The organism is Nocardioides glacieisoli, from assembly GCF_004137245.1.
Lineage (GTDB): Bacteria > Actinomycetota > Actinomycetes > Propionibacteriales > Nocardioidaceae > Nocardioides > Nocardioides glacieisoli.
In genome coordinates this window covers 418,854-435,544 of record NZ_SDWS01000002.1, presented here as the reverse complement: position 1 = coordinate 435,544, position 16,691 = coordinate 418,854, and the positions used below count along the sequence as shown (strand labels likewise).

Annotated in this window: 15 protein-coding genes; 7 read left to right on the top strand and 8 right to left on the bottom strand. The window is 72.6% G+C overall.

Annotated features, from left to right (window positions below; all coding sequences use genetic code 11):
* The first annotated feature begins 45 nt into the window (after positions 1-45).
* On the top strand, positions 46-1,020 hold the full coding sequence (locus tag EUA06_RS06265) for a LysR family transcriptional regulator (protein ID WP_129474151.1): 975 nt from the start codon (positions 46-48) through the stop codon (positions 1,018-1,020).
* Here the strand turns inward: EUA06_RS06265 and hemE are convergent.
* Positions 986-2,044 carry a uroporphyrinogen decarboxylase gene (hemE, locus tag EUA06_RS06260; protein WP_242497992.1) on the bottom strand — a complete coding sequence of 353 codons (1,059 nt, stop codon included), beginning with the start codon at positions 2,042-2,044 and terminating at the stop codon, positions 986-988. The two genes, EUA06_RS06265 and hemE, sit on opposite strands and share 35 nt — an antisense overlap.
* Before the next feature lie 71 nt (positions 2,045-2,115).
* On the opposite strand from hemE, the gene EUA06_RS06255 reads away from it, so the two are divergent.
* Complete coding sequence (locus tag EUA06_RS06255) at positions 2,116-2,733, top strand: DUF3000 domain-containing protein (RefSeq protein WP_129474149.1); 618 nt, start codon at positions 2,116-2,118, stop codon at positions 2,731-2,733.
* Between the two features lie 2 nt (positions 2,734-2,735).
* Positions 2,736-4,022, top strand: coding sequence for an HRDC domain-containing protein (locus EUA06_RS06250; protein ID WP_129474148.1), 1,287 nt, complete (start codon positions 2,736-2,738; stop codon positions 4,020-4,022).
* A gap of 9 nt (positions 4,023-4,031) precedes the next feature.
* Here EUA06_RS06250 and EUA06_RS06245 read toward each other — a convergent pair whose 3' ends face one another.
* From EUA06_RS06245 to EUA06_RS06215, 7 genes are all read right to left on the bottom strand, one after another.
* Positions 4,032-5,435, bottom strand: coding sequence for an extracellular solute-binding protein (locus EUA06_RS06245; RefSeq protein ID WP_129474147.1), 1,404 nt, complete (start codon positions 5,433-5,435; stop codon positions 4,032-4,034).
* Between the two features lie 9 nt (positions 5,436-5,444).
* A complete protein-coding gene (locus EUA06_RS06240; protein ID WP_242497991.1) occupies positions 5,445-5,888 on the bottom strand; it encodes a type II toxin-antitoxin system PemK/MazF family toxin in 444 nt (147 codons plus the stop codon).
* Between the two features lie 137 nt (positions 5,889-6,025).
* Complete coding sequence (locus EUA06_RS06235; RefSeq protein WP_242497990.1) at positions 6,026-6,622, bottom strand: hypothetical protein; 597 nt, start codon at positions 6,620-6,622, stop codon at positions 6,026-6,028.
* 21 nt (positions 6,623-6,643) lie between these two features.
* On the bottom strand, positions 6,644-10,495 hold the full coding sequence (gene hrpA / locus EUA06_RS06230; RefSeq protein ID WP_129474146.1) for an ATP-dependent RNA helicase HrpA: 3,852 nt from the start codon (positions 10,493-10,495) through the stop codon (positions 6,644-6,646).
* A gap of 154 nt (positions 10,496-10,649) precedes the next feature.
* Positions 10,650-11,045, bottom strand: coding sequence for a hypothetical protein (locus EUA06_RS06225; protein ID WP_129474145.1), 396 nt, complete (start codon positions 11,043-11,045; stop codon positions 10,650-10,652).
* A gap of 71 nt (positions 11,046-11,116) precedes the next feature.
* Positions 11,117-12,271, bottom strand: a complete 1,155-nt coding sequence (locus EUA06_RS06220) for a hypothetical protein (protein WP_129474144.1) — start codon at positions 12,269-12,271, stop codon at positions 11,117-11,119.
* Positions 12,268-12,774, bottom strand: coding sequence for a SigE family RNA polymerase sigma factor (locus tag EUA06_RS06215; RefSeq protein ID WP_129474143.1), 507 nt, complete (start codon positions 12,772-12,774; stop codon positions 12,268-12,270). The genes EUA06_RS06220 and EUA06_RS06215 overlap by 4 nt, the downstream gene beginning before the upstream one ends.
* A 161-nt stretch (positions 12,775-12,935) precedes the next feature.
* Between EUA06_RS06215 and EUA06_RS06210 the strand changes: the two genes are divergently transcribed.
* From EUA06_RS06210 to EUA06_RS06195, 4 genes are read left to right on the top strand one after another with little or no spacing between them, the layout of a single operon-like run.
* On the top strand, positions 12,936-13,343 hold the full coding sequence (locus EUA06_RS06210; RefSeq protein ID WP_129474142.1) for a YciI family protein: 408 nt from the start codon (positions 12,936-12,938) through the stop codon (positions 13,341-13,343).
* A 7-nt stretch (positions 13,344-13,350) separates the two neighbouring features.
* Positions 13,351-14,499, top strand: coding sequence for an RNA polymerase sigma factor (locus EUA06_RS06205; protein ID WP_129474141.1), 1,149 nt, complete (start codon positions 13,351-13,353; stop codon positions 14,497-14,499).
* Positions 14,500-14,557: 58 nt separating this feature from the next.
* Positions 14,558-15,271 (top strand): response regulator transcription factor, encoded by a 714-nt coding sequence (locus EUA06_RS06200; protein ID WP_129474140.1) that lies wholly within the window; start codon positions 14,558-14,560, stop codon positions 15,269-15,271.
* Positions 15,268-16,680, top strand: a complete 1,413-nt coding sequence (locus tag EUA06_RS06195) for a sensor histidine kinase (protein ID WP_242497989.1) — start codon at positions 15,268-15,270, stop codon at positions 16,678-16,680. The genes EUA06_RS06200 and EUA06_RS06195 overlap by 4 nt, the downstream gene beginning before the upstream one ends.
* Positions 16,681-16,691 lie beyond the last annotated feature (11 nt).

Below are 16,691 nucleotides of genomic sequence, written 5' to 3'. Positions count from 1 at the left end.
TTCACTAGACTTTAGCGAACACGACACGACGACCCAGGAGCACAGGTGCGGATCGAACAACTGGAGTACCTCGCGGCGGTGACCGAGCACGGGTCGCTGCGCCGGGCGAGCGAGGCCATGCACATCTCCCAGCCCGCGCTGAGCGAGGCGGTGACCAAGCTCGAGAAGGAGCTCGGCGCCACCCTCCTCGACCGCCGCCGGACCGGCTCGCGGATCAGCCGCCAGGGGCTCGACCTCCTGCAGAACATGACCGAGGTGCTCGAGGCCGTCGACCGGCTGCGCCAGGCCGCGGGCCAGCAGTCCGTGCGTCGTCGCGACCTGCGCATCGGCACCGTCAACGCCGCCTCCTCCACCCTGCTGGCGCCCGCCCTCCGCGACCTGCACGCCCAGCACGGGTCGGGCGGCGTCGAGGTGGTCAACGCCCGTCAGGCCGACATCCAGCAGGGCCTCGCCGAGGGCTCGCTCGACCTCGGGCTGGTCAACGTGCTTCCCGGGGACGAGATCCCGACCTCGATCGTCGCCGACAAGCTGATCGAGGGCACCCCGGTCGCGTGCATGCGCGCCGACCACCCCCTCGCAGCGCAGGCCCGGGTGAGCGTCGAGGACCTGCGCGCCGAGCCGCACGTCCTGATGCGGCCGGGCTTCGTGATGCACCGCTTCGCACACCGGCTCTTCGCCGGCTCGCTGCCGGAGACGACGTATGCCACCGACGGCGCCGAGATGGGCAAGGCGATGGTCGCGGCCGGGCTCGGGATCTCGATCCTGCCGGACTTCTCCATCACCGGTGACCCGCTGGTGCGCGCCGGGGTCCTCACGACGCGGCCGATCCTGGCCGGTCAGGGCGCCACGACGGTCACCCTGCTGATGCTGCGCCGCCGCGCCGAGCGGGTGCCCGAGCCGGTGCGCGACCTGCAGACCGCGCTCGTGCGGCAGGCGGGGTCCTACCTCGCCTCACTGGAGCCGGACCCGGCGGTCGTGACGCCGATCAGTAGCCGTGCACGAACTCGGTCAGCGCAGTGAGCTGATCGGGGTTCGTCGACGGGATGACCCCGTGGCCGAGGTTGAAGATGTGCCCCTTGGCCGCGCGTCCCGCCTCGATGACCTCGGCGGCGCGCGCGGTCATCACGTCGGTGGGCGCGAAGACGAGCGTCGGGTCGAGGTTGCCCTGCACGACGCGGTCGCCGACGAGCGGGATGGCCTGCTCCAGCGGCGTACGCCAGTCGACACCGACCACGTCGGCGCCGGCCTCGCCCATCAGGCCCAGGAGGTTGGTCGTGCCGACGCCGAAGTGGATGCGCGGCACGACGAGCTCGCCGGCCGAGGCGAGGACCCGCTCCGAGTGGGGCATGACGGAGGCGCGGTAGTCGGCCGGAGTCAGAGCACCCGCCCACGAGTCGAAGAGCTGCACGGCCGAGGCGCCGGCCTCGACCTGGATCCGGAGGTACGCCGCCGCGATGCCGGCGATCTTGCGCATCAGCGCGTCCCACACGTCGGGGGCGCCGAACATCATCGCCTTGGTCTTTGCGTGCTCCTTCGACGGCCCGCCCTCGACGAGGTAGGACGCGACGGTGAAGGGCGCGCCGGCGAAGCCGATCAGCGGGGTCGCGCCGAGCTCGGCGACGAGCTGGCGCACGGCCTGGGAGATGAAGGGGACGTGCTCGTCGGTGAGGTCGGGGATCGCCTCGACGTCGGCGAGCGTGCGCACCGGTGAGGCGACGACCGGGCCGACCCCCGGCTTGATGTCGAGGTCGACCCCGACCGCCTTCAGCGGCAGCACGATGTCGGAGAAGAAGATCGCGGCGTCGACGCCGTAGCGGCGTACGGGCTGCAGGGTGATCTCGGTGACGAGGTCGGCGTCCATGCAGGACTCGAGCATCCCGATGCCCTCGCGGACCTTGAGGTACTCCGGCAGGGAGCGACCGGCCTGGCGCATGAACCAGACCGGAGTGTGCGACGGCGTGCCGCCGCGGGCGGCCACCAGGAACGGGCTCTCGGACAGTCCGGGGTGGCGGGTGGCGGAGGCGTCGGTCCCTGAAGCTGTCACTGCCGAATCTTCGCAGGTCAGGCGGCGTGGCGGCACATCGGCGGAGCGCATGGCTGGCCTACTCTGGCCGAATGGTGGCCCGTCACGAGACCCACCCGGGCAGTGCTGCCGGGGCTGGGCCCGCGGAATTCCGTGCGGCTGTGGAGTCGATGCGGCAGGCGTCGCTGCGCCCGGAGGTCTTCTGCGAGGAGATGCCCGCGCCACAGCGCATCGCGCCGTGGTCGTCGGCCCTCAGCGGTGACGTCACCGTCGACGACGAGGACCTCGGCACCGGCCGGCTGATCCTGCTGCACGACCCCGCAGGCAACGACGCGTGGGACGGCACCTACCGCTGCGTGGCCTACGCCCGCGCCGACATCGATCCCGAGCTCGGTGCCGACCCGATGCTGGCCGCGGTCGGCTGGTCGTGGCTGACCGAGGCGCTCGAGGCGCACGGCGCCGCGTTCCACGCCGCCTCCGGGACCGTCACGTGCGTCACCACCGAGAGCTTCGGCGGGATGGCCGACGAGCCCGGCACCGCCCAGGTCGAGATCCGGGCGTCGTGGACGCCGACCGTCGGCGACGACGGCCTCGACATGACCTCGCACGTCGAGGCGTGGGGTGAGCTGATGTGCACCGCCGTCGGTCTGCCGCCGGTGCCCGAGGGCGTCACGGCGATCCCGAGCCGGCGCGGTCAGCGCGGCACCTGAGCATGACCGACACCCCAGAGCCGGGGACTCCCGAGACCGAGCCCGAGGCGGCCGAGACCGAGCCCGCTCCCCTCCTGGTGCTGCGCGACGGCCTGCCCGAGGTGGTCGACACCGACGAGGGGCTCGCCGAGGCGAGCGCCGCGCTGGCCGCCGGCACCGGACCGGTCGCCATCGACGCCGAGCGCGCGTCGGGCTACCGCTACTCCAACCGGGCCTACCTGATCCAGCTGCGCCGCGAGGGCGCCGGCACCTGGCTGGTCGACCCGATCGAGATGACCACCCTCGCCCCGCTGCAGGAGGCGTTGGCCGGTTCGGAGTGGATCCTCCACGCCGCGACCCAGGACCTCCCCTGCCTGCGCGAGGTCGGTCTGACGCCGACCAGCCTCTTCGACACCGAGCTCGCCGGGCGCCTGCTCGGCTACCCCCGTGTCGGGCTGGCGACCCTCGTCGAGACCGTCCTCGGCCAGCGGATGCGCAAGGAGCACTCCGCCGCCGACTGGTCGACGCGTCCGCTGCCGAAGCCGTGGCTGGAGTACGCCGCGCTCGACGTCGAGGTCCTCATCGAGCTGCGCGACCACATCGCTGCCGAGCTCGAGGAGACCGGCAAGGCCGAGTGGGCCCGCCAGGAGTTCGACCACCTGCTCGACTTCGAGCCGGCCGTGCGCGTGGACGCGTGGCGTCGTACGTCCGGGGTGCACCGCCTGCGCGGACGCCGGGCGCTCGGCGCGGCCCGCGCCCTCTGGGAGGCCCGCGACGCCATCGCCGCCGAGCGCGACGTGACGCCGGGCCGGATCCTCCCCGACTCCGCGATCGTCGTCGCCGCGACCGCCATGCCGACCGATCGACGGGCGCTGCTCGCGACGCAGGGCTTCCACGGCCGCGGCGCCGGACGCTACTCCGCCACCTGGGTCGACGCGCTCGAGCGGGTGCGCGAGATGACCGAGGACGAGCTGCCCGCGCGTGCACCGCGCGGCGACGGACCGCCGCACCCCCGCACGTGGGCCGAGCGCGAGCCCGCAGCCGACCGCCGCTTCCGGGCGGCACGCGAGTCGATGCTCAACCTCGCCGAGGTGCACCACCTGCCGGTCGAGAACCTGCTCACGCCCGACTACCTCCGCCGGCTGATGTGGGCACCCCCGGCGACCCGCGACCCGGCGGACCTCGCCACCGCCGTACGCGAGCAGCTGGCGGCGCTCGGCGCCCGACCGTGGCAGGCCGAGCTCGTGACCGGCGCACTGGTCGGCGCGATCCTGGTGGGCGACGTCGAGCCGGAGGAGCCTGAGGAGTAGCCCCGCGGCCTACTCGGTGGGTGACTCGGAGGGGTCCTCGGTCGGCGACTCGGTCTCCTCGGGGGACAGGATGGGCTGCGACGCCTGGTCGATCTGCTCGGTGGTCAGTTCGAGGTCGAGGATCCCGGGTGCCGTGACGAGCCGCTCGAGCAGCGGGGTCACCGCCTCGACGAGCTCCACCCGCTGGTCGATGAACGGCGGCACGACCATGTAGCGGATGCTCGCGTTGAACACCGCTGAGTTGGCCGGCTCGTCGTCGGTGGCCAGGAACTCCTCCGACGCGGCGACCTGGGTGTTGGCGGGAACGATGTAGCCGGTCGCGGCGACCGTGGCGATCGCGGCGTCCGAGACGGCGTACGCGATGAAGTCGGCCGCGTCGTTGACGACCTCGGAGTCGGCGGAGATGCAGAGCCCGTTGATGTCGCCGACGGTCGCGCGCGAGTCGATGATCGGCATCGGGAGCACGTCGAAGTCGAGGTCCTCGGCGTCGCGCAGCTGCGGCACGAGGTTGCGGAAGCCCGCGATCATCGCGAGCTCACCGCGCTTGAACAGCTGCACGGGGGTGGCCCGGGCGAGCTGGGCGTTGGTCGGAGTGATGGTCGAGTCGCGCAGGACCCGGAGCGTCTGGTCGAGCGCCTCACGCGTGTTGTCGTCCGAGAAGGCGAGCGAGGTGGGCTCGCGGTCGTCGTCGAAGACCTGCCCGTCGCCGGAGTAGATGAAGGGCGCGAGACCCTGGAGCGTCGGGTCGATCCAGACACCGCGGGTGTCACCGCGCCGCGAGGCGAAGCGCGCGGCTGCCTCGAACTCGGCGAGCGTCCAGCGGTCTCGTACGCCCTCGTCGTCCGCGGTCGGCACGTCGAGCTCGCGGCGCTCCATCTTGTCGAAGTCGACGAGGTCGGTGTTGTAGTAGATGACCATCGGGGAGACCGAGTAGGCCATGCACTGGAGCTCGTCGTCCATCGCGAAGGCGTCGACCGCGTCGCGCGAGAAGCGGTCGCCGAAGTCGACCCCGCGCTCGTCAAGCAGCAGGCTCACCGGCTGGAGCGCCTTGGCACCGACGAGCTGGCCGAGGTCGATGCGCGAGGTCAGGAAGGCGTCGGGAGCGTTGCCGGCGAGGACGTCCTCGAGGGCGGACTCGTGGTCGGGCCACGACTTCAGGGTGACCTGTCGGGTGGTCGAGCTCGCGTTGAAGGAGTCGACGACGCTCTGGAAGGCGGCGACCTCCTCGTCGGTGCCGTAGGCGCCGAACGTGACCTTGCGCGACTTCTCCGTCGGCTTGGAGGTCTTCGTCGGCGACGTGCCGGGGCCCGGGTCCGGATCCGCGTCGTCGGTGCACGCCGCCAGCGACAGCGCGAGCGTCACCGCACAGGCGAGAAGGCCGCTGCGGCGCAGGGAGGAAGGGCGGGCAAGCACGGGGGAACCCTAACGGGACAGCCCACGCCACGCCTCGACCACGTCGCGGAAGATCGTCTCGTCCAGCGCAGCACCCTCACGGCGTACGTCGTCGAGCCGGAGGTGGATCAGCCGGTCGAGCCGCACCTCGCTGGGTCGGCCCTGGCTGTCCCACCCGCCGGTGCCGACGTCCATCCAGTGGCGGCCGTGGCGGGCCTCGTCCTCGGCGTCCCGGTCGTGGTCCTGGCTGCTGAGCATCAGCCCGACCCATCCGTCGCCGTCGGTCGGCCCAGCGGTGTCGAGCAGCAGGACCGGCCGGTCCTTGCCCTGCGACGGGTCGTCCTCGTAGGGCACCCAGGCCCAGACGATCTCGCCCGGGTCGGGCTCGCCGTCGATGTCGGGCGCGTAGCGGCCGGGCTCCGTGCCGGTGGCGGAGGAGGAGAAGAAGGCGCGGATCCGCTTGCCGATCGTCATCCGGCGACCCTAGGGCCTGACGACGTGAGCGAGTGCGCCGGACCGGGAGCGCCTCACGGCGCGTGGCCGCTCGTAGCGGCTAATTGTGGGACCCGGGGCTGCCACGGCCCGACGCACTCAGGACCCATTGTAAGACGTCACCCCAGCGTGTGCGCGATTTCCAGCTGGCCGGAAGCCTCGAGCTGCTCGGACAGCACGAGCATCCGGGTGATCTCTTCGTGGGTCGCCTCGCCGAGGCTCGCGCGCCCCGCGGCGACGATGCGGGCGAACGCAGCGGCCCGGAACAACGTCACCGCGAAGTCGCCGCGGGCGATCCCGCGCAGCACGTCGTCGACCATGCTGCGCAGCTCGTCGGGTCCTGGCGGGTCGGCCACCCCGGCCACGACCCGCGCCACGTCGACCCGACGGTGGCCGGCGTCGTACTCGCCCGCCACCCGCTCCGGGTCGGCGTACACCCACGAGCGCAGCAGGAACAGCCGCCACAGGCTGCCGGCCAGCGTGTCGGAGGGCGCACCCGACCAGACCTCGGCGAGGGTCTCGAGGCCCTCGCTCTCGGCGAGGTGGACGATCCGCTCGGCGAGCTCAGGGTCGTCGGAGTCACGGGCACCGCGGACCAGGATCGTCGCGGCCAGGTCCCCGGCCTCACGCACCTGGGCCGGGTCGGCACCGCCGACGATCTCGTCGAAGAAGCCGTCGCCCGGCGTCATCGGGCGGTGGTGGATGCGGCCGGTCACCGAACCAGCCTAGACACGCTGTCAGGCGGAGGTGCCCATCACCTTGCGGATCCGCTGGTCGCTGACCTTCTCCCGCGTGCCGAGCTGCTGGGCGAAGAGCGAGACGCGGTACTCCTCGAGCAGCCAGCGGGACTCGCGCAGGTGCTGCGGCACCGGTTGGCCCTCGGGGAGCGCGGCGACGGCGTGCAGCCACGCGTCCTGCAGGCCGGAGAGCTGGTCCTGGAGCTGGCGGTCGCGCGGCACGTCGCCGTCGAGGCGCTCGCGCCGCTGGGTGACGGCGGCGAGGTAGCGCGGGTAGTCGCGCAGCCGCGAGACGCCGGCCGCGCCGACGAAGCCCGGCTCCATCAGCCGGGCGACCTGGGCGCGCATGTCGGTCATCGCCGGCAGCGTCATCAGGTCGGCGCGCCCGGAGATGGCGCGGTCGGTCGTGCGCCACGCCTCGAGCACCCGCATCACGTCGTGCACGGCGATGCTCATGCCCTCGGCGACCGCGGTGCGCGCAGCCGCCACCACGACGTCGTACGCCGTCTCGTCCCGCACCGTCGGCCGCGCGTCGACCACCTCGCCGACGATCGCGGCGCGCACGTCGGCGAGCAGGTCGCCGACGCTGGGGTACGGCGACCCGACGAGCGCGAGCTTGGCCCGTTGGTCGAGGCCGGCGGCGGCGAGCACGTCGTCGACCGGGTCGGGCGGGCCGAGCGCGAGCAGCACGAGACGTCGTACGCCCAGCCGGTGGTGTGCGGCGGCGACCTCCGCGGTGGCGAGCACCTGCAGCCCGACGGTTCCGCCCTCGTCGACCAGCGCCGGGAAGCCGCGCACCTCGTGACCGGCCCGGCGCTGGACGAAGGACTCGTCGATCGCGCCGAAGGTCCACGTGGTCTGGCCGGTCGCCGTCACGCCGGAGTCGGACGCGACGTCGGCCATCGCCTGCTCGAAGGTCGGGCGCAGCGGCTCCTTGAGCGCGTCGAGGTCCTTGCCGCGGCCGGCCACGCCGCCCTCCTCGGTCACCACGCGGTAGGTCGGCTGCAGGTGCGTCGGGACCTTCGACCAGTCCCAGTCCTCGCGGGCGATGACCAGGCTGCGCGTGCTGCGGGCGAATCGCTCGAGGGCGTCGAGCAGCGGCTCGGCGCCGGGAGGCGTGGCGGCGAGGAACTCGCGGGCGGTGTTGGGGGCGGGCACCATCGCGACGCGGAGGCTCTTCGGCAGGGAGCGGATCAGCTCGGTGACCAGCTCCTCGCGCAGGCCGGGCACGATCCAGGAGAAGTCGTCGGCGTCGATGCGGTTGAGGGTCGCGACCGGCACGTCGATGGTGAGGCCGTCGTCCTCCGAGCCCGGCTCGAAGTGATAGCTGATCGGGAAGGTCAGTCCGGCCTCGTCGCTGTCGTGCCACTGCGTCGGGAAGTCGTGGGCGCGCACCTCGGCGGCGGTGTCGTGGGTCAGCATCTCCGGGTCGAAGGTCAGCAGGTCGGGGCGCTTCTGCCGGGCCCGCTTCCACCACTGGTCGAAGTGCTGCCCGCTCACCACGTCGGCGCCGACGCGACCGTCGTAGAACTCGAACAGCGTCTCCTCGTCGACCACGATGTCGCGGCGCCGGGCGCGGTGCTCGAGCTCCTCAGCCTCCTCCAGCAGGCGCGCGTTCTCGGCGAGGAACCGGTGGCGCGAGTCCCACTCGCGCTGCACGAGCGCGTGGCGGATGAAGAGCTCACGGGCGAGCGGCGCGTCGATCCGGCCGTACTGCACGAGGCGGTCGGCGACCAGCGGTACGCCGTACAACGTGACCCGCTCGCGCGCCATCACGGCCGCGCGCTTGCGCGACCAGTGCGGCTCCGAGTACGTCCGCTTGACCAGGTGGGAGCCCAGCCGCTCGGCCCACTCGGGGTTGATCGCCGCGTTCTGGCGGGCCCAGAGGCGGGAGGTCTCGACGAGCTCGGCGCTCATCAGGAAGCCGGGGTTGCGGCCCTTCAGCACGCTGCCGGGGAAGACCGCGAAGCGGGCGTTGCGGGCGCCGAGGTACTCCCGCATCGGCCGCCGCTCCCCCGGCTTGCCCTGCTCGCGCTCCTCGAGCGCGCCGATGTGGCTGAGCAGCCCGGACAGCAGGGCCTGGTGGATGCCGTCCTCGTCGGGGAGGTCGGATGGGTGGCCGACCTCGAGCTTCATCTCCTTCGCGACCTGGCGCAGCTGGGACTCGTAGTCCTGCCACTCGCGGATCCGCATGTAGTTGAGGAACTCGCGCTTGCACATCCGGCGGAAGGCGCTCGACGAGAGCTCCTTCTGCTGCTGCTTGATGTGGCGCCAGAGGTTGAGCCAGGTGAGGAAGTCGCTGGACTCGTGCTTGAAGCGCGCGTGGAGCTGGTCGGCCTGCGGGCGCTGCTCCTCCGGCCGCTCGCGCGGGTCCTGGATGGAGAGCGCGGCGGCGATGACCAGGACGTCGCGGACGCACCCGAGGCGCTCCGCTTCCAGGATCATCCGGCCCAGGCGCGGATCGATCGGGAGGCGAGCGAGGCGGCGACCGACATCGGTGAGCCGGACGCCCGGTCGGGACGTCATACGGTCGGGGCGACCGCTTGTCCTGTCCGTATGACGTTGTGGGGCTGCCTCGGTGGTCACCGCTCCGAGCTCCTCGAGGAGGTCGGTGCCGGCCTTGACGTTGCGACGGTCGGGCGGCTCGACGAAGGGGAAGCGGGCGATGTCGCCGAGCTTCAACGACGCCATCTGGAGGATGACGCTGGCCAGGTTGGTCCGCAGGATCTCGGGGTCGGTGAACTCCGGACGCCCCTCGAAGTCCTCCTCGGAGTAGAGCCGGATCGCGATGCCGTCGGAGACGCGCCCGCAACGACCGGAGCGCTGGTTGGCGGAGGCCTGGCTGATCGGCTCGATCGGCAGCCGCTGCACCTTGGTGCGCACGGAGTAGCGGCTGATACGCGCGACGCCCGTGTCGACGACGTACGCGATGCCGGGGACGGTCAGTGAGGTCTCGGCGACGTTGGTGGCCAGCACGACGCGACGCACGGTCGACGGGTGGCTGGAGAAGACCCGGTGCTGGTCGGCGGCGCTGAGGCGGGAGTAGAGGGGGACGATCTCGAGCCGGTCGCTCTTGAGCGCGTCGAACGCGTCGGCGGTGTCGCGGATCTCCCGCTCGCCGGGCAGGAAGACCAGCACGTCGCCCGGGCCCTCGGCGGACAGCTCGCGCACCGCGTCGACGATCGCCTCGGTCTGGTCGCGCTGGACCGGCTCGCCGTCCTCGTCGTCCTCCGACAGCTCGAGCAGGGGGCGGTAGCGGACCTCGACCGGGTACGTACGACCCGAGACCTCGACGACGGGCGCGTCGAAGTGCGCGGCGAAGCGGTCGACGTCGATCGTCGCGCTGGTGATCACCAGCTTGAGGTCGGGCCGACGCGGCAGCAGGCGCTTGAGGTAGCCGAGGAGGAAGTCGATGTTGAGGCTGCGCTCGTGGGCCTCGTCGATGATGATCGTGTCGTACTTGCGGAGGTCGCGGTCGCGCTGGAGCTCGGCGAGCAGGATGCCGTCGGTCATCAGCTTGACCCGGCTGGCCTTCGACGTGCGGTCGGTGAACCGCACCTGGTAGCCGATCACGTCGCCGAGATCGGTGCCGAGCTCCTCGGCGATCCGCTCCGCCACCGAGCGCGCGGCGATCCGGCGCGGCTGGGTGTGCCCGATCAGCTTCCCGCCCTCAGCGGGACCGGCCCCGCGACCGAGCTCGAGGCAGATCTTGGGCAGCTGCGTGGTCTTCCCCGACCCGGTCTCGCCGGCCACGATCACGACCTGGTGGTCGCGGATGGCCGCAGCGATGTCGTCGCGGCGTGCGGAGACCGGGAGCTCGGCGGGATAGGTGATCTTCACAACGGGGGCCATTCTCGCCGACCGTCGCAACAGGTTTCACCCGCGGTCGCCCTGTCGCGATGGATTTCCACTCGTACGAGTGGAAGTTCAGGTCCCGTTGGCCCGGCCCACGCTCAGCACGTGACGGATTTCCACTCGAGGGAGTGGAAATCCATCGCGCGCGACATCAGGACGTGGAGCCCTCGTCCTCCGGCGGCGTGGTCGGTGGGAGCTGACTCGGTACGCCGCGCGGGCCACCGTGCATGCCGCCACGACCCGGACCCCGGTCGTCCGCGTCGCGCTGCTGCATCCAGCCGCCACGGTCCTGCCCGTCGTCGCCGATGGCGTGGACGGCCGCGAAGCCGAGGCCTCCGACGATGATGCCCGCCAGCGCCGACGCGACGAGCGCGGCCAGCCCGTAGGAGCGGTCGCTGCCCTCGGTCCGGCGCAGGCGGCCCAGCCGTTCGCGGAAGCCGCGGCGGGCCACCGGGTCGGTGGTGTGCGCATCGCTCGCCGGCGGCGCCGCCCCCTCGGGGCGTACGGGCTGGGTCTCGTCGTGGGGGCGGGGCGCGTCGTCGGTCATGGCAGGAGCCTGTGCCCGCTGGCTGTGGACGACCTGTGAACACGCTCTGAGGTCACCGTGAGGTGGCCCCCCTACCTGCTGGGCACGCTCTGGGAGTCCGGCATCTCCTGCCACGTGGGGTCGGCGAGCAGTGCGGCCACCCGGTCCAGCGCCACCACCCAGGCGTTGCCGTACGGCTCGAGGAGCACGCGCGAGCGCACCCGGTCGCCGTCGTTCTCGACCCAGACGTAGCCCTTCTCGATGCCCTCCCCGATGTGCTTGAGGGTGACCTCGACACCGTCGATCACCCGCCGCTCGCACCGGGAGAACTCCGCCGGGCAACCCGTGGGTGCCGTGTCGAGGAGCTCGCCCTCCCACGTCAGCTCACCCAGGTCCTCCGGACCGTCGACATAGCTGGCGTGCAACGACGGGCCGAGACCGGACGCCCCGGTCCGGAGGGAGTAGTCGCCGGTGGGCAGGTGGGTCATCGCCATGTCGAGGAGGGCGCCACCCCATCCGGCGGGCTCGTCGCGCTCGCTCGACAGGGACACCCGCTGCAGCAGCCTGTCCACCTCGCTGCGCTCCACCCCCACGCGGTCGGGATCGATCCCCAGCCACACGGTCACGACCGTGCCGTCGGCGCGCTGGTGCGCCCACCCCCACCCGCCGTCATACGTCCCGGTCTCGACCGTGCGGCCGTCGAGCTCGTAGGTCTCGCAGCCCGGGTGGCAGGAGTAGCCCGTCCGCCATGCGGTCTGCTCCCACGTGCGGGCGACGACCACGTCGACCTGGGCGACGCGTTCGCGGCCGGGCACCCTGACCCCCATCGAGGTGGACGCCGTGACCATCATTCCGCTCGGGTCGTAGTCGGGCCTCCTCACCATCATCAGCTCCAGCGGGGCCTCCTCGAGCCCCAGCGCGCTCTCGACGTCGGCCCGGATCCCGGACTCGGACGCGGAGAGGAGCCCGGCCGGGTACTGCTGCGGATCGTCCGCGGTGTCGTAGGGGGCGCGCGTCGTGCCGGAGTTCGCCGGCCCGACGTCGCGCGGCGGGTCGGCGGTGAGCATGTCGGGCACGACGCCCGCACCGACGACGACCACCGCGGCGGCGACCCCCGAGGCGCAGGCGACCGCGATGTGTCGCCGTCGCTGCCGGCGGCGGCCACGGGCGAGGTCGGCAGCGGAGTCGGTCGGTGGCACCGTGACGTCGTCGGCCAGCGCCTGCAGGCGGTCCTCGAGGTCGATCATCTGCGTTCTCCCGCGCTGGGGGCCGGGTCGAGGACCCGGCGGAGATGGTGGATGGCGAGCGAGCTCTGGCTCTTGACGGTGCCGGTGCTGATGCCGAGGTCGCGTGCCGTCTCCTCGACCGACAGGCCCCAGTAGTGGCGCAGCACCACGACCCGACGCTGCCCCTCGGGCAGGCCGCGCAGGGCCGACCAGAGGGCATCGGTCTCCTCGATCCCGAGCGGGACGGCGGCCGGGCCGTCGAGCTGCTCGACCTCCTTCGTCCGCTCGCGACGCCACGGCCGGCGAGTGTCGTCGAGGTGGCTGTTGACCACGATCCGGCGGGTGTAGGCATCGATCCCGTCCATCCGGGACGCCCGGTCCCACGCGCCGTAGAGCTTGGCGAGAGCCACCTGCACGATGTCCTCGGCCCGGTGGGCGTCGCTGCACAGCAGGAAGGCGAGGCGATAGAGCTGCGGGCGCCGCTGCACGACGTACGCCGTGAACTCGGCGTCGCGATCGCCCATCTGCTCGTCCCCCCTCGGTGCCGCCAGTCTCACTTGTCAGACGGACGGCACGACAGATCGGTTGGGAACCTTTCTCTCGTTCGATGTCGAGAACCCGCGCCCCGCTCCGTCCCCGGTGTGGACGCGGCCACAATGGGCCGCACCTGACAAGGAGATCCGAGATGCCGAAGTACCTCATCCTCAAGCACTACCGCGGCAGCGCCCCGGCCACCGTCAACGACGTCCCGATGGACCAGTGGACGCCGGAGGAGGTCGACGCGCACATGACGTTCATGGACGACTTCGGCAAGCGCCTCGAGGCCGAGGGCGAGTTCGTCGACGCCCAGGCGCTGTCGCCGGAGGGCGCGTTCGTCCGCGGCGACGAGCAGGGCCAGCCGATCACCGACGGGCCGTTCGCCGAGACCAAGGACCTCATCGCCGGGTGGTACGTCGTCGACGTCGACGGCTGGGACCGCGCGATCGCGCTGGCCGGGGAGCTGTCGCTCGCGCCGGGCGCGGGCGGCAAGCCGATCCACGAGTGGCTCGAGGTGCGCCCCTTCTACGGCGCGCCCACCGCGACCGGGGACTGACCGGGTCGTGCCCGACCCGTTCGACGAGGCGACGCTGCGGCCGCTGGTCCCGTCGGTCATCGGCGTCCTCGTCCGCCGCGGAGCAGACTTCGCGGCGGCCGAGGACGCCGTGCAGGACGCGCTGGTCGAGGCGGTCAGGACGTGGCCGGAAGACCCGCCGCGCGACCCGAAGGGCTGGCTGGTCACCGTGGCGTGGCGGCGGTTCCTCGACGGCGTACGGTCCGGGGCGGCGCGGCAGCGGCGCGAGGAGGCGGTCGACGCCGAGCCCGGCGCCGGCCCGGTAGGGTCGGCCGACGACACGCTGCGCATCTTCTTCCTCTGCGCGCACCCCGCGCTCACACCGGCGTCCGCCGTCGCGCTGACGTTGCGGGCAGTCGCCGGCCTGACGACGCGGCAGGTGGCCGAGGCCTACCTGGTGCCCGAGGCGACGATGGCGCAGCGGATCAGCCGGGCGAAGCGGACGGTGTCGGGCGAGTCGTTCGACCGTCCCGGTGACCTCGCGACCGTGCGGCGGGTGCTCTACCTGGTCTTCAACGAGGGCTACTCCGGCGACGTCGACCTCGCCGCCGAGGCGATCCGGCTGACGCGCGAGCTGGCGTCCCTCGCGACCGATCCCGAGACGGACGGGCTGCTCGCCCTGATGCTGCTCCACCACGCGCGGCGTCCCGCCCGGTTGCGCGCGGACGGCACGCTCGTGCCGCTCGCCGAGCAGGACCGCGACCTGTGGGACACCGCCCTGGTCGAGGAGGGCGTCGACGTCCTCCAGGCCGCGCTCGCCCGCGAGCGGCGCGGCGAGTTCCAGCTCCAGGCCGCGATCGCCGCCCTGCACGCCGACGCCCCGACGGCGGCGGAGACCGACTGGGTGCAGGTCGTGCAGTGGTACGACGAGCTGCTGGCCCTGACCGGCAGTCCGGTCGTGCGGCTCAACCGGGCGGTGGCGGTGGGTGAGGCCGACGGTGCCCGCGCCGGGCTCGCCGCCCTCGCCGAGGTCGACCCCGCGCTGCCGCGCCACCGGGCCGTGTCGGCGTACCTCCACGAGAAGGAGGGCGACCTCGCCGCAGCCGCACGGCTCTACGCCGAGGCGGCCGCCCTCGCGACCAGTGCGGCCGAGAGGACCCACCTGACCAAGCAGGCTGCCCGACTCAACCGACACTGACCGGGACCGGACAGGTGTCGCACAGGAACTCCACAGGAATCGGCGGCAGGATGCGGGCATGGTCCTTGTTCGCCCCGACGGCTCCCCCGTGCGCGTCCTCGTCGTCGACGACGAGGTCAACATCGCCGAGCTGCTGGCGATGGCGCTGCGCTACGAGGGCTGGGACCTCGCGATGGCCCACACCGGCACCGATGCGGTCTCCACCGCGCGCGACTTCCGGCCCGACGCTGTCGTGCTCGACATCATGCTGCCCGACTTCGACGGTCTCGAGGTGCTGCGCCGGATGCGCGCCGACGGCAGCGACGTACCCGTCCTGTTCCTCACCGCCAAGGACGCCGTCGAGGACCGGATCGCCGGCCTGACCGCAGGCGGCGACGACTACGTCACCAAGCCCTTCTCCCTCGAGGAGGTCGTCGCACGGCTGCGTGGGCTGATCCGGCGCGGGGGCAGCGCCGCCCAGGCCGATGCGGGCAACGTGCTCGTCGTCGGCGACCTGACGCTCGACGAGGACAGCCACGAGGTGCACCGCGCCGGCACCGAGATCGGCCTGACGGCCACCGAGTTCGAGCTGCTGCGCTTCCTGATGCGCAACCCGCGCCGCGTGCTCAGCAAGGCGCAGATCCTCGACCGCGTGTGGCAGTACGACTTCGGCGGGCAGGCCAACGTCGTCGAGCTCTACATCTCCTACCTCCGCAAGAAGATCGACGCCGGCCGCGACCCGATGATCCACACGATGCGCGGCGCGGGCTACGTCCTGAAGCCGGCGCCGTGAGGGTCGCCCTGCCTCGCACGCTGACCGCCCGCCTGGTCGCGGTCGCGGTGCTGCTGGTCGCGGTCGCCGCGCTGCTGATCGCCCTGACGACGACGTTGGCCATGCGCGGCTACCTCTACGGCCAGCTCGACGACGACGTACGCGGTGCGCTGGGACGGTCGTATGCAGCACCGCCGATCAACTTCCGCGTCGAACGCGACGAACCCGACGAGCGCGAGGGCAGGGGCCAACGGGTCGGCACGGTGATGGCGATGTTCTACGCCGACTACGCCGACGGCGACCTGATCGCGGACGGGGGCCGGGGGCCGGCCGACTTCGAGCCCCTGTCCGCCGACGCCCTGGCGATCCTCGAGGACGTGCCCACCGACGGTCGTGTGCACACGGTCGCCCTGCCGGACATGGGCAGCTACCGCGTGATGGCCACGAGCGAGGGAAGTCCGCGCGTGGTCGCCGGGCTGCCGGTCGGCGAGGTGGACGAGACGATCGAGTCCCTGGTGCGGTGGGAGCTGCTCGCCACCCTCCTCGGCGTGGCCGGTGCGGCAGCCGCCGGCCTGTTCGTCGTACGCCGTCAGCTGGCGCCCCTGCGCGAGGTGGCGGGCACCGCCCACCGCGTCGCCGAGCTCCCCCTCGCGTCCGGCGAGATCGACCTGTCCGAGCGGGTGCCCGCGCGCCTCACCGACGAGCGCACCGAGGTCGGCCAGGTCGGCGCGGCGCTCAACGCGATGCTCGACCACGTCGAGGCGTCCCTCGACCAGCGGCACCGCAGCGAGCAGCAGGTGCGCCAGTTCGTCGCCGACGCCTCGCACGAGCTGCGTACGCCCCTGGCGACGATCGCCGGCTACACCGAGCTGGCCCGCAACCGCCCTGAGACGACCCCCACCGCGCTCGCCAAGGTCGAGACCGAGTCGGCACGGATGACCGGGCTCGTCGAGGACCTGCTCCTGCTCGCGCGCCTCGACTCCGGGCGGCCGCTCGAGCGCACCCCGGTCGACCTCTCCCGGCTGCTGCTCGAGGCGGTGAACGACGCCCGCGTGGTCGACCCCGACCACCAGTGGCGGTTGTCCCTGCCCGACGCGCCGCTCACCGTCCCCGGCGACGAGGCGCGGCTGCACCAGGTCGTGACGAACCTCCTGACCAACGCCCGCAAGTACACCCCGGCCGGCAGCACCGTCACGGTGACTGGCACCGCATCCGGCTTCACCGTCCACGACGACGGACCGGGCTTCCCGCCCGACCTGGCCCCTCGCGCCTTCGAGCGCTTCGTCCGCGGTGATGCCGCCCGCACCCGCGCCGGCGGCGCCGGTCTCGGCCTCTCCCTCGTCGAGGCCATCGTCGCCGCCCACGGTGGCGCGGTCTCCCTCGACACCAGCCTGGGCAACACCACCGTCACCGTCAACCTCCCCCGCTGACCTAGGGTCGG

What these genes read in the sequence shown, in the direction of transcription:
- EUA06_RS06255 (WP_129474149.1), top strand. Translation starts at nt 2,116, where the DNA reads ATGGTGGCCCGTCACGAGACCCACCCGGGCAGTGCTGCCGGGGCTGGG.
- EUA06_RS06250 (WP_129474148.1), top strand. Translation starts at nt 2,736, where the DNA reads ATGACCGACACCCCAGAGCCGGGGACTCCCGAGACCGAGCCCGAGGCG.
- EUA06_RS06240 (WP_242497991.1), bottom strand. Translation starts at nt 5,888, where the DNA reads ATGACGATCGGCAAGCGGATCCGCGCCTTCTTCTCCTCCTCCGCCACC.
- hrpA (WP_129474146.1), bottom strand. Translation starts at nt 10,495, where the DNA reads ATGGCCCCCGTTGTGAAGATCACCTATCCCGCCGAGCTCCCGGTCTCC.
- EUA06_RS06225 (WP_129474145.1), bottom strand. Translation starts at nt 11,045, where the DNA reads ATGACCGACGACGCGCCCCGCCCCCACGACGAGACCCAGCCCGTACGC.
- EUA06_RS06220 (WP_129474144.1), bottom strand. Translation starts at nt 12,271, where the DNA reads ATGATCGACCTCGAGGACCGCCTGCAGGCGCTGGCCGACGACGTCACG.
- EUA06_RS06215 (WP_129474143.1), bottom strand. Translation starts at nt 12,774, where the DNA reads ATGGGCGATCGCGACGCCGAGTTCACGGCGTACGTCGTGCAGCGGCGC.
- EUA06_RS06210 (WP_129474142.1), top strand. Translation starts at nt 12,936, where the DNA reads ATGCCGAAGTACCTCATCCTCAAGCACTACCGCGGCAGCGCCCCGGCC.
- EUA06_RS06200 (WP_129474140.1), top strand. Translation starts at nt 14,558, where the DNA reads ATGGTCCTTGTTCGCCCCGACGGCTCCCCCGTGCGCGTCCTCGTCGTC.